This is a genomic window from Serratia marcescens subsp. marcescens ATCC 13880 (assembly GCF_017299535.1).
Lineage (GTDB): Bacteria > Pseudomonadota > Gammaproteobacteria > Enterobacterales > Enterobacteriaceae > Serratia > Serratia marcescens.
The window spans coordinates 3,080,401-3,092,442 of sequence record NZ_CP071238.1; the positions used below are offsets into that span (position 1 = coordinate 3,080,401).

Below are 12,042 nucleotides of genomic sequence, written 5' to 3' on the forward strand. Positions count from 1 at the left end.
TCCCGATAAATGACCGTCGCTATAAAGTAACAGCGCCGACCCAAATTTCACTGAAAAATGACCGGCAAGTTCATCACACCGGCATATTCATAATATCCTGGTAGGCCGCCACCAGCTTGTTGCGCACCTGCACGCCCAGCTGCAAAGACACCGACGATTTCTGCAGATCGACCATCACATCGTTCAAGCTGATGCCTGGCGCGCCCAGCTCGAAATCCTGCGCCTGCTTGCGCGCCGTTTGTTGGGTCTCGCTGATCTTGCCGAGCGCCGCGGTCAGTTCGCTGGCGAAGCTGACGCCCTGCGGCGCCGCATTCTGCCCCATCTTGCCGGCCTGAACCGCCATGGTCTGCATCTGCTGCAGCACCCCTTCAATGCCCTGAATCGCCATCTGGTCCTCAATCATCTCGTCTCGCCGGGTGACGTTTTCACCCTGCACTTCTCCAATGATGCACACCCTAGCACAGCGTTTTCGGACCTAAAGCGGTTAATTAACTGCAAAAAACCCGGCTTATCGGGCAATCGGAATTGTCTGATAAGGCGAATAATGGCCTGCCCAGAAATGGGAGCGCCGCTATTTAGAAGATATGTGTATCAGGGAGTCTGTTTTGTCACACAACGCTAACCATACCGTTCATCAGCCTGGCAGGGAGCTGCTCAGCGGCCCGTACGGGATCGTGAGCGCCATTGAAGGACGAGACCTAAAATGAGTGCTTCGATAACCGCCGGCGAAAGCCGCGACAACGGCCTGCAGGCCATCTGGAACCGTCTGCGCGCCAACCCGAAAATTCCGTTGCTGGTCGCCGCTTCCGCCGCGATCGCGATCGTCGTCGCGCTGCTGTTGTGGGTGAAAAGCCCCGACTACCGCGTGCTGTACAGCAATCTGAACGACCGCGACGGCGGCGCCATCGTCACCCAACTGACGCAGATGAACATCCCTTACCGCTTTGCCGAGAATGGCGCGGCGCTGCTGATCCCGGCGGAAAAGGTGCATGAAACCCGTCTGCGTCTGGCGCAGCAAGGGCTGCCGAAAGGCGGCGCCGTCGGCTTCGAACTGCTGGATCAGGAAAAATTCGGCATCAGCCAGTTCAGCGAGCAGATTAACTATCAGCGCGCCCTCGAGGGCGAGCTGTCGCGCACCATCGAATCGCTGGGGCCGGTGCAAAACGCCCGCGTTCACCTGGCGCTGCCTAAACCTTCGCTGTTCGTGCGCGAACAGAAATCCCCTTCCGCCTCGGTAACGCTCACCCTGCAACCCGGCCGTGCGCTGGACGACGGCCAGATCAACGCCATCGTTTATATGGTGTCGAGCAGCGTCGCCGGCCTGCCGCCGGGCAACGTGACCGTGGTCGATCAGGCCGGCCGCCTGCTGACCCAGTCCGACGGCACCGGGCGCGATCTCAACGCTTCGCAGCTGAAATACGCCAACGAAGTGGAAAACGGCTTCCAGCGCCGCATCGAAGCGATCCTCGCCCCGGTGGTCGGCAGCGCCAACGTGCGTGCGCAGGTCACAGCGCAGATCGACTTCGCCACGCGCGAGCAAACCGATGAACAATACCAGCCGAACCAGCAGCCGGACAAAGCCGCTATCCGCTCCCAGCAAACCAGCCTGAGCGAACAGATCGGCGGGCCGCAGGTGGGTGGCGTGCCAGGCGCGCTGTCCAACCAACCGAGCGCGCCGGCCACCGCGCCGATTGAAACCGCCAAGCCCGCGGCAGTCAACAATGCCAACGCCACCGCGCAAAACGCCGCAACCACCCGCAGCGCGGCGGCCAGCGGCGTGCCGCAAAATACCCGACGCGACGCGACCACCAACTACGAGCTCGATCGCACCATCCGCCATACCCAGCACAAAGCCGGCACCGTGCAGCGTCTGTCGGTCGCCGTGGTGGTCAACTACCTGGGCACCGGTAAAGACGGCAAACCGCAGCCGATGGGCAAAGAGCAGTTGGCGCAGATCGAAGCGCTGGTGCGTGAAGCGATGGGCTACTCCAGCAGCCGTGGCGATACCCTGAACGTGGTCAATACGCCGTTTACCGACACTCAGGTGACCGGTGGCGAACTGCCGTTCTGGCAAAGCCAGTCGTTTATCGATCGCCTGATCGACGCGGGCCGCTATTTGCTGGTGCTGCTGGTGGCCTGGCTGCTGTGGCGCAAACTGGTGCGGCCGCAGCTGCAACAGCGCCAGGCCGCGCAACAGGCCGCCATCGCCGCCGCCAACGCCCCTGCCGCCAAAGCGGTCGACAGCAACAAACCGAGCAACGAGGAGCTGGCGCAGCGTCGCAAATCGCAGCAGCGCGTCAGCGCAGAAGTCCAGAGCCAGCGGATCCGCGATCTGGCTGACAAAGACCCGCGCGTGGTCGCTCTGGTAATCCGCCAATGGATGAGTAACGAGATATGAGCCTGACCGGAACCGACAAAAGCGCCATCTTGCTGATGACGCTGGGTGAAGATCGCGCGGCGGAGGTGTTCAAACACCTCTCCTCGCGCGAAGTACAGCTGCTGAGCGGCACCATGGCCGGCATGAGCCAGGTTTCACACAAACAGCTCGGCGAAATACTGACCGAGTTTGAAGACGACGCCGAGCAATACGCGGCGCTGAGCGTCAACGCCAGCGACTACCTGCGCTCGGTGCTGGTCAAGGCGCTGGGCGAAGAGCGCGCCGCCAGCCTGCTGGAAGACATTCTCGAATCGCGCGAAACCACCACCGGCATGGAAACGCTCAACTTTATGGAGCCGCAGAGCGCCGCCGATCTGATCCGCGACGAACACCCGCAGATCATCGCCACTATTTTGGTGCACCTCAAACGCGGCCAGGCGGCGGACATCCTGGCCCTGTTCGACGAACGCCTGCGCAACGACGTGATGCTGCGTATCGCCACCTTCGGCGGCGTGCAGCCGGCGGCGTTGGCGGAGCTGACCGAAGTGCTGAACAACCTGCTCGACGGCCAGAACCTCAAGCGCAGCAAAATGGGCGGGGTGCGCACCGCCGCCGAGATCATCAACCTGATGAAAACCCAGCAGGAAGAAGCGGTCATCGACGCGATGCGCGAATACGACGGCGAGCTGGCGCAGAAGATCATCGACGAGATGTTCCTGTTCGAAAACCTGGTGGAAGTCGACGATCGCAGCATCCAGCGCCTGCTGCAGGAAGTGGAAGGCGAGTCGCTGCTGATCGCGTTGAAAGGCGCCGAACAGCCGCTGCGCGAGAAGTTCCTCAAGAACATGTCGCAACGCGCCGCCGACATCCTGCGCGACGATCTGGCCAACCGTGGGCCGGTGCGCATGTCGCAGGTGGAGAACGAGCAGAAAGCCATCCTGTTGGTGGTAAGACGCCTGGCGGAAACCGGCGAAATGATCATCGGCGGCGGCGAGGACACCTATGTCTGATCGCATTAACACCCTGCCCTGGCAGCCCTGGTCGCTCAACGATTTGGGCGAACAGAAACCGGCGTTCGAACTGCCGCCGCTGCCGGATCTCGAACAAAGCGATCCGTCGCCGGACGCGCAGGCCGAATTGCAGCAGCAGTTGGCGACGCTGCGGCTGCAGGCCGAGCAACAGGGCCAGCAGTTGGGCTATGCCGACGGCCAGCAAAAAGGCTATGAAGCCGGTTTTCAGTCCGGTCTGGAAGAAGGCCGTCAGCAAGGGCTGCTGGAAGCGCAGCAGCAGCAACAGCCGCTGACCGCCCACTGGCAGCAGTTGGTTACCGAATTCCAGCACACGCTGGACGCGCTCGACAGCGTGATCGCTTCGCGGCTGATGCAACTGGCGTTGACCGCCGCCAAACAGGTGCTGGGCCAGCCGCCGGTGTGCGACGGCACCGCCCTGCTCGCGCAGATCCAACAGCTGATTCAACAGGAGCCGATGTTCAACGGCAAGCCGCAGCTGCGGGTCCACCCGGACGACTACCCACGCGTCGAGCAGCAGTTGGGGGTGACCCTCAGCCTGCACGGCTGGCGCCTGTTGGCGGACGGCGAACTGCATCCGGGCGGCTGCAAGGTCAGCGCCGAGGAAGGCGATCTCGACGCCAGCCTGGCGACGCGCTGGCATGAACTGTGCCGCCTGGCGGCACCGGGAGAAGTCTGATGACCGCGCGTCTCGGCCGCTGGCTGAGTTCTCTGGATACGCTGGAAAAACGCATCGCCCGCGCGCCGACGGTGCGCCGCTACGGTCGCCTGACCCGCGCCACCGGGTTGGTGCTGGAGGCTACCGGCCTGCAGCTGCCGCTCGGGGCGACCTGCCTCATCGAACGGCACGACGCCGGTGAGGTGCAGGAAGTGGAAAGCGAAGTGGTCGGCTTCAACGGCCAACGGCTGTTCCTGATGCCGCTGGAAGAAGTCGAAGGCATCGTGCCGGGCGCGCGGGTTTACGCCCGCATCGCGCCGGAAGGCCAAAGCGCCGGCAAACAGCTGCCGCTCGGCCCGGCGCTGCTGGGGCGCGTGCTGGACGGCAGCGCCAAACCGCTCGACGGCCTGCCTTCGCCGGAAACCGGTTACCGCGCGCCGCTGATCACCGCGCCGTTCAACCCCTTGCAGCGCACGCCGATCGAGCAGGTGCTGGACGTGGGGGTGCGCACCATCAACGGTCTGCTGACCGTCGGTCGCGGCCAGCGCATGGGCCTGTTCGCCGGCTCCGGCGTCGGCAAGAGCGTGTTGCTCGGCATGATGGCCCGTTATACCCAGGCGGATGTGATAGTCGTTGGCCTGATCGGCGAGCGCGGCCGCGAGGTCAAAGACTTTATCGAGAACATTCTCGGCGCCGAAGGCCGGGCGCGCTCGGTGGTGATCGCTGCGCCGGCGGACGTGTCGCCGCTGCTGCGCATGCAGGGGGCGGCCTACGCCACCCGCATCGCCGAAGATTTCCGCGATCGCGGGCAGCACGTGTTGCTGATCATGGACTCCCTTACCCGCTACGCCATGGCGCAGCGTGAGATCGCCCTGGCCATCGGCGAACCGCCGGCGACCAAAGGCTATCCGCCTTCGGTCTTCGCCAAGCTGCCTGCGCTGGTGGAACGCGCGGGCAACGGCATCAGCGGCGGCGGCTCCATCACCGCCTTCTACACCGTGTTGACCGAAGGGGACGATCAGCAAGATCCGATCGCTGACTCGGCGCGCGCCATCCTCGACGGCCACGTGGTGCTGTCCCGGCGCCTGGCGGAGGCCGGCCACTACCCGGCGATCGACATCGAAGCGTCAATTAGCCGCGCCATGACGTCGCTGATCGACGAAGAGCATTACCGCCGGGTACGCACCTTCAAGCAGATGCTGGCCAGCTATCAGCGCAACCGCGATCTGATCAGCGTCGGCGCCTACGCGGCGGGCAGCGATCCGTTGCTGGACAAAGCGATGACGCTGTACCCGCAGATGGAAGCGTACCTGCAACAGGGCATCTTTGAACGCAGCGGCTACGATGAAGCCTGTCAACAGCTGCAGCAGTTGATTGTTTAACGTCACCAGAGGCGCACAGCGATGAAATCACAATCCCCCCTGATTACCCTGCGCGATCTGGCGCAGGATGCGGTGGAACAGGCCGCGCAACAGCTTGGCCAGGTGCGGCAGGCGCAGCAGGCGGCGGAGCAACAGCTGTCGATGCTGCTCAACTATCAGGACGAATATCGCCAGAAGCTGAATCATACGCTTTGCGACGGCATGGACAGCTCTCGCTGGCAAAACTACCAGCAGTTTATCGGCACGCTGGAACAGGCCATCGACCAGCACCGCCAGCAGCTGCTGCAGTGGGGGCAGAAAGTGGATCATGCGGTGAAGCAATGGCAAGACAAACAACAGCGGCTGAACGCTTTCGAGACTCTGCATACCCGCGCCATAAATGCGGAGCAGCAGCAGGAGAATAAACGGGATCAAAAACTGATGGATGAGTTCGCTCAACGCAGTGCACAAAGGAATATCAACCCATGAATCTGAACGCCCTGCCCGGCCTGGCCTTACCCGGCGATGCCGGCGGTCTGGCCGAACTGACGTCGGCGCTGGATGAGAGCCAGCTGTCATCCGCTTTCGCCCAACTGCTCGGCGCACGTTTCGCGCCCGCCGCCGACGGCAAACAGCCGCCGGTCGCACTGAGCACGGACGATGAACGCGCCCCGGCCCTGAGCCGCAATCAGCTCAATCAACTGCTGGCCACCTTCGGCGAGCGCGGCGGCCTGCTGCCGGGTCTGGCAACCCCAGCCGACGCGCTTTCATCTGAAGGCGCCGAGAGCGAGACGCTCGTGGCCGGCGATAAACCGGCGCAGCCGCCGATCGCCGCCGCCAAAGAGCTGGATGCCGCGACGCTGCAGGCGCTGTATGCCATGCTGCCGGCCGCGATCGTCGCCCAGCCTCAGCCAGCCGATGGCCAACGGCCGCTGCCGGTGGAAAACGCTGACGATGCGGCCGCGCTGCAGACCGGCAATGGCCTGCTGAACATTGCGGCGGCCGGTGATAACACCGCCGCGCGTTCATCGGCATCCCCTGCTCCGACAGGAACAGGCACGAAAACGCCTGCAGCCGATGGCGATAACGCCACGGCGGCGCTCCCGCAATCGACCAGCGGCGAGCGCGCAAGTGCCGCACAGCCGCTGCCGGCGGGCGATACCCAGCAGCAGCCGACGCTCAATCACGCCGTCGCCCTGGCCGCCGCCAGCCCAACGCAAACGGCCGCCCCGGCCGGCTCACTGGTGACGGCGCCGCCTACGCCGCAGTTAAACGCGCAGTTGGGTAGCCCGGAATGGCAGCAGGCGCTGAACCAACAGGTGCTGATGTTCCATCGCAACGGCCAGCAAAGCGCCGAGCTGCGTCTGCATCCGCAGGAGCTGGGCGCCTTGCAGATCAAGTTGAAACTGGACGATCAGCAAGCGCAACTGCACATCGCCTCCGCTCACGGCCAGGTGCGCGCGGCGGTGGAAGCGGCGATGCCGCAACTGCGCCACGCGCTGGCGGAGAGCGGCATCAACCTGGGGCAGAGCAGCGTGGGCGGCGAGTCCACGCCACAATGGCAACAGGCGCAGCAGCAGGCCTCCAACAGCCAGGGGCGTTCCAGCTATGCTGAACACCCTGGCGATGAGGCTGCGGCCGCCGACGGCGTCAGCGCGCCGATGGCGCTGCAGCGCATGGCCAGCGCGGTCAACGGCGTCGATATTTTCGCCTGAGCCGCCGCAAACGCCCAAGCTGGCACCCATTTGCGCGTCTATTCAGGCTATTGCACGCCGCGATAGACGCGATAATACCTTTACATGTCATGCGTGCGGCTTTGCCGCGCGCCATGCCCGCCGCCTCGCCGGCCGCGGGTGGAACAACAGGAATTAGATTTGGCTATGTCTCAGAACACCCTTCCGGCAGCACCGAAACGCTCCCTTCTGGTCATCCTGCTGGTGTTGATCAGCGTCGTCGCCTGTGGCGCCGCGGGCTACAGCTGGTGGCTGCTGCAACAGCATAAAAACGGCGCCGAACCGGCCGCCGCCAAACAGCAACCGCCGGCCGCGCCGGTGTTCATGCCGCTCGACACCTTTACCGTCAACCTGGTGACGCCGGACAACAACCCGGATCGCGTGCTGTACATCGGCCTCACGCTGCGTCTGCCGGACGAAAGTACCCGCCGTCAGCTGAACGATTTTCTGCCGGAAGTGCGCAGCCGCTTGCTGATGCTGCTCTCCCGCCAGGAAGCGAGCCAGTTGGCCAATGAACAAGGGAAGCAACAGTTGGTGGCGCAGATTAAGGACGTGCTCAGCCCGCCGCTGGTTAAGGGACAACCGAAGCAGGTGGTCAGCGACGTGCTGTTCACCGCCTTCATACTGCGGTAATCACTATGGGCGATAGCATTCTTTCACAGGCAGAGATCGACGCCTTGCTCAACGGCGACAGCGCGGGTGATGAACCCGAGGCGGTGGTCGGCAAAGAGAGCGAGGTCAAGCCTTACGATCCGAACACCCAGCGCCGCGTGGTGCGCGAGCGTCTGCACGCGCTGGAAATCATCAACGAACGTTTTGCCCGGCAGTTCCGCATGGGGTTGTTCAACCTGCTGCGCCGCAGCCCGGACATTACCGTCGGCCCGATCAAAATCCAGCCGTATCACGAGTTCGCCCGCAACCTGCCGGTGCCGACCAACCTGAACCTGGTGCATCTGAATCCGCTGCGCGGCACTGCCCTGTTCGTGTTCGCGCCGAGTCTGGTGTTCATCGCCGTCGACAACCTGTTCGGCGGCGACGGCCGCTTCCCGACCAAGGTCGAAGGCCGCGAATTCACTCCGACCGAACAGCGGGTGATCAAACGCATGCTGCGCCTGGCGCTGGACGCCTATGGCGACGCCTGGAGCGCCATCTACAAAATCGACGTGGAATACGTGCGCGCCGAAATGCAGGTGAAGTTCACCAACATCACCACCTCGCCGAACGACATCGTGGTCACCACGCCGTTCCAGGTGGAGATCGGCGCGCTGACCGGCGAGTTCAACATCTGCATTCCGTTCGCGATGATCGAACCGCTGCGCGAGCTGTTGACCAACCCGCCGCTGGAAAACTCGCGGCAGGAAGACAGCCACTGGCGCGAAACCCTGGTGAAGCAGGTGCAGCATTCCGAACTGGAACTGATCGCCAACTTCGTCGATATCCCGATGCGGCTGTCGAAAGTCCTGAAGCTGCAACCGGGCGATGTATTACCGATAGACAAGCCGGAACGCCTGATCGCCCATGTGGACGGCGTACCGGTTCTGACCAGCCAATACGGCACGTTGAACGGGCAATACGCCCTGCGTGTTGAACATTTGATTAACCCTATTTTGAATGCTCTGAGTGAGGAACAGCCCAATGAGTGATCCTAAGCAACCGTCTGGCGAAGGAAAGGAATCCGTAGACGATCTGTGGGCTGATGCGTTTAACGAGCAGCAGTCTTCAGAGAAATCCGGCGCGAGCACCGAAGGGGTGTTCAAGTCGCTGGAAGCTCAGGATGCGCTCGGCAGCCTGCAGGATATCGACCTGATCCTGGATATTCCGGTCAAGCTGACCGTGGAACTGGGGCGCACCAAGATGACCATCAAAGAGCTGTTGCGCCTGTCGCAAGGCTCAGTGGTGGCGCTGGACGGCCTGGCCGGCGAACCGCTGGATATCCTGATCAACGGTTACCTGATCGCACAAGGTGAAGTGGTGGTGGTGGCCGACAAGTTCGGCGTGCGCATCACCGACATCATCACCCCCTCCGAACGCATGCGTCGACTGAGCCGCTGATGACCGCCGCGGCGCCCGTTACCGTCCAAAGCACCCAACACCCCGCCGCGCCGGCCTTGCCGGCCGGTTCGGTGTTGATGCAGGTCAGCAGCGCGCTCGGCGGCATTCTGCTGCTGATCCTGCTGGCCGGTTGGCTGTTCCGTCGGCTGGGTTTCGCCCCGCAGGCGCGCAACAACAAACTGCTCAACCTGCGCGCCAGTTGCCAGGTCGGGCAGCGCGAACGCGTGGTGGTGGTGGAAGTCGACGACACCTTGCTGGTATTGGGCGTCACCGCCCAGCAGATCACCCCGCTGCACACCCTGCCCGCCCCGCCGAAAGACGAGGGCGCGGCCGACGCGGCGACACCGGCGGACTTCCGTCAACTGATGCAAAAAGTTCTGAAACGCCCGGAAAAATCGGCATGACCTCGACTCTTCATACCCTCGTCCGCCGCCCGGCGGTTTGGCTCCCCGCCGCCCTGCTGCTGATCAGCCCGGCGGCTTTTGCACAACTGCCGGGGCTGATCAGCCAGCCGCTGGCCAATGGCGGCCAAAGCTGGTCGCTGCCGGTGCAGACGCTGGTGCTGTTGACTTCACTGACCTTCCTGCCGGCCATGCTGCTGATGATGACCAGCTTCACCCGCATCATCATCGTGCTCGGCCTGCTGCGCAACGCGCTGGGCACGCCGTCGGCGCCGCCGAACCAGGTGATGCTGGGGCTGGCGCTGTTCCTGACCTTCTTCATCATGTCGCCGGTGTTCGACAAGGTTTATCAGGACGCCTATCTGCCGTTCAGCCAGGACAAGATCGGGCTGGAGGTCGCGCTGGATAAAGGCGCGCAGCCGCTGCGCGAATTCATGCTGCGGCAAACGCGCGAAACCGACCTGGCGCTGTACGCCAGACTGGCCAATCAGCCGCCGCTGGCCGGCCCGGAAGCGGTGCCGATGCGCATCCTGCTGCCCGCCTACGTCACCAGTGAACTGAAAACCGCCTTCCAGATCGGCTTTACGGTGTTTATTCCGTTCTTGATCATCGACCTGGTGGTCGCCAGCGTGCTGATGGCGCTGGGGATGATGATGGTGCCGCCGGCCACTATCTCGCTGCCGTTCAAGCTGATGCTGTTCGTGCTGGTCGATGGCTGGCAGCTGCTGCTCGGCTCGCTGGCGCAGAGCTTCTATTCGTAACCCCTGACCGGAGAACGCGAGATGACACCTGAATCGGTTATGGCGCTCGGCACCGAGGCGATGAAAGTCGCGCTGGCGCTGGCCGCCCCGCTGCTGCTGGCGGCGCTGATCAGCGGCCTGGTCGTCAGCCTGCTGCAGGCCGCCACCCAGATCAACGAAATGACGCTGTCGTTCATCCCTAAAATTCTGGCGGTGGTGGCCACCATCATCATCGCCGGCCCCTGGATGTTGAACCTGCTGCTGGACTACATGCGCACCCTGTTCAGCAACCTGCCAACCCTGATCGGCTGACCGTGCTCGCCTTCGACAGCGCCCAACTCACCGTTTGGCTCAGCCACTATTTTTGGCCGCTGCTGCGCATTCTGGCGCTGATCGGCACCGCGCCGATATTCAGCGAAAAGCAGATCAGCAAAAAGGTCAAAATCGGCCTTGGCGGGCTGATCGTCATCCTGATCGCGCCGACGCTGCCCGCCAGCAATATCCCGATCTTCTCCGCCGCCGGCCTGTGGCTGGCGATCCAACAGATTCTGATCGGCGTGGCGCTGGGATTGACCATGCAGTTCGCCTTCGCGGCGGTGCGCCTGGCGGGCGAAGTGATCGGCATGCAGATGGGCCTGTCATTCGCCACCTTCTTCGATCCCAGCGGCGGCCCGAACATGCCGGTGCTGGCGCGCCTGCTCAACCTGCTGGCGATGCTGCTGTTCCTCAGCTTTGACGGCCATCTGTGGCTGATTTCGCTGCTGGCGGACAGCTTCCACACCCTGCCTGTCCAAACGCAGCCGCTGAACGGCAACGGCTTCCTGGTGCTGACTCAGGTCGGCTCGCTGATCTTCATCAACGGCATGATGCTGGCGCTGCCGCTGATCTGCCTGCTGCTGACGCTCAACATGGCGCTCGGCCTGCTCAACCGCATGACGCCGCAGCTGTCGGTCTTCGTGATCGGCTTCCCGGTCACCATGACCTTCGGCATCATGACGCTGGGCATGATGATGCCGATGCTGGCGCCGTTCTGCGAACACCTGTTCGGCGAAGTGTTCGATCGATTGGCGGCGGTGATCGGCGGCATGACCTTCTGAATCCGGCGGCCCCTTCCTTCCCCCTCTTCCGCCTAAGACAAAATGGCAATAAAAACGCTTTCTTGGGACAAAAGCCTGAGAAACGGCTTTTATCCGGATTAAGGTTCAAATGTCTCCGGCGGCTTGAATAAATAAAACCCCGACCTAGAATAGACCCGGCAACAGAAATATCGCTTGTACCACGCTAGCCATCAGCGGCGATAAAAACGTTGACTCCCAAGTGAAAATAAAAAATAACGCAGTCACGCAGGGTTAAATGCGCGACAGATAACTTACACCCTGAATAAATGCGTCCGGCGCCCGCCGGCTGCAGGGCGCAGCATCGACCTTTGCTAACCACAGGAGCGAGTTCATGATTAAAGCGAAAAGCAACCGCAAAGCACGCCGGTTATTCGGTTTGACCCACTGGAAAAGCAACAAGTTTAGAGTTTCGTTTACCGAGATGGCCGACGGCGGAAAATGGAAAGTGGAGAAGAAAAAGAAATAGCAGCGCTATTTATCGTCAGGAAAATAATATCTATCGCGATTTTTCCGCCACTGATTTCAATAATGCCGTTACGCATTAAACAGCGGTGACAATCTTATTATTACTTTC

Annotated in this window: 15 protein-coding genes; 14 read left to right on the forward strand and 1 reads right to left on the reverse strand. The window is 62.5% G+C overall.

Annotated features, from left to right (window positions below):
• Window positions 1–73: 73 nt before the first annotated feature.
• Complete coding sequence (gene fliE, locus J0F90_RS14705; protein ID WP_004934773.1) at window positions 74–388, reverse strand: flagellar hook-basal body complex protein FliE; 315 nt, start codon at window positions 386–388, stop codon at window positions 74–76.
• A gap of 315 nt (window positions 389–703) precedes the next feature.
• On the opposite strand from fliE, the gene fliF reads away from it, so the two are divergent.
• From fliF to sra, 14 genes are all read left to right on the forward strand, one after another.
• The gene (gene fliF / locus J0F90_RS14710) at window positions 704–2,398 is read left to right on the forward strand and encodes a flagellar basal-body MS-ring/collar protein FliF (protein ID WP_033640031.1); all 1,695 of its coding nucleotides are present in this window, start codon (window positions 704–706) and stop codon (window positions 2,396–2,398) included.
• A complete protein-coding gene (fliG, locus tag J0F90_RS14715; RefSeq protein ID WP_004934775.1) occupies window positions 2,395–3,387 on the forward strand; it encodes a flagellar motor switch protein FliG in 993 nt (330 codons plus the stop codon). The genes fliF and fliG overlap by 4 nt, the downstream gene beginning before the upstream one ends.
• Window positions 3,380–4,084 carry a flagellar assembly protein FliH gene (gene fliH / locus J0F90_RS14720; RefSeq protein ID WP_016927310.1) on the forward strand — a complete coding sequence of 235 codons (705 nt, stop codon included), beginning with the start codon at window positions 3,380–3,382 and terminating at the stop codon, window positions 4,082–4,084. Before fliG ends, fliH begins: the two co-directional genes overlap by 8 nt.
• Entirely contained in the window at window positions 4,084–5,445 is a 1,362-nt protein-coding gene (gene fliI, locus J0F90_RS14725) for a flagellar protein export ATPase FliI (protein ID WP_004934781.1), read from the forward strand. The genes fliH and fliI overlap by 1 nt, the downstream gene beginning before the upstream one ends.
• A 21-nt stretch (window positions 5,446–5,466) precedes the next feature.
• The gene (fliJ, locus tag J0F90_RS14730) at window positions 5,467–5,913 is read left to right on the forward strand and encodes a flagellar export protein FliJ (protein ID WP_016927309.1); all 447 of its coding nucleotides are present in this window, start codon (window positions 5,467–5,469) and stop codon (window positions 5,911–5,913) included.
• Window positions 5,910–7,139, forward strand: coding sequence for a flagellar hook-length control protein FliK (locus J0F90_RS14735; protein ID WP_033640030.1), 1,230 nt, complete (start codon window positions 5,910–5,912; stop codon window positions 7,137–7,139). The genes fliJ and J0F90_RS14735 overlap by 4 nt, the downstream gene beginning before the upstream one ends.
• A 165-nt stretch (window positions 7,140–7,304) precedes the next feature.
• The gene (gene fliL, locus J0F90_RS14740) at window positions 7,305–7,790 is read left to right on the forward strand and encodes a flagellar basal body-associated protein FliL (protein ID WP_016927307.1); all 486 of its coding nucleotides are present in this window, start codon (window positions 7,305–7,307) and stop codon (window positions 7,788–7,790) included.
• Window positions 7,791–7,795: 5 nt separating this feature from the next.
• Window positions 7,796–8,800, forward strand: a complete 1,005-nt coding sequence (gene fliM / locus J0F90_RS14745; RefSeq protein WP_004934798.1) for a flagellar motor switch protein FliM — start codon at window positions 7,796–7,798, stop codon at window positions 8,798–8,800.
• Entirely contained in the window at window positions 8,793–9,209 is a 417-nt protein-coding gene (gene fliN / locus J0F90_RS14750; protein WP_004934799.1) for a flagellar motor switch protein FliN, read from the forward strand. The genes fliM and fliN overlap by 8 nt, the downstream gene beginning before the upstream one ends.
• The gene (gene fliO, locus J0F90_RS14755) at window positions 9,209–9,613 is read left to right on the forward strand and encodes a flagellar biosynthetic protein FliO (protein WP_033640029.1); all 405 of its coding nucleotides are present in this window, start codon (window positions 9,209–9,211) and stop codon (window positions 9,611–9,613) included. Before fliN ends, fliO begins: the two co-directional genes overlap by 1 nt.
• Entirely contained in the window at window positions 9,610–10,371 is a 762-nt protein-coding gene (fliP, locus tag J0F90_RS14760; protein ID WP_004934802.1) for a flagellar type III secretion system pore protein FliP, read from the forward strand. The genes fliO and fliP overlap by 4 nt, the downstream gene beginning before the upstream one ends.
• 21 nt (window positions 10,372–10,392) lie before the next feature.
• Complete coding sequence (gene fliQ, locus J0F90_RS14765) at window positions 10,393–10,662, forward strand: flagellar biosynthesis protein FliQ (protein ID WP_004934803.1); 270 nt, start codon at window positions 10,393–10,395, stop codon at window positions 10,660–10,662.
• A gap of 2 nt (window positions 10,663–10,664) precedes the next feature.
• On the forward strand, window positions 10,665–11,447 hold the full coding sequence (fliR, locus tag J0F90_RS14770) for a flagellar biosynthetic protein FliR (RefSeq protein ID WP_033640028.1): 783 nt from the start codon (window positions 10,665–10,667) through the stop codon (window positions 11,445–11,447).
• A 352-nt stretch (window positions 11,448–11,799) separates the two neighbouring features.
• Window positions 11,800–11,934, forward strand: coding sequence for a stationary-phase-induced ribosome-associated protein (gene sra / locus J0F90_RS14775; RefSeq protein ID WP_193159216.1), 135 nt, complete (start codon window positions 11,800–11,802; stop codon window positions 11,932–11,934).
• The last annotated feature ends 108 nt before the right edge of the window (window positions 11,935–12,042 follow it).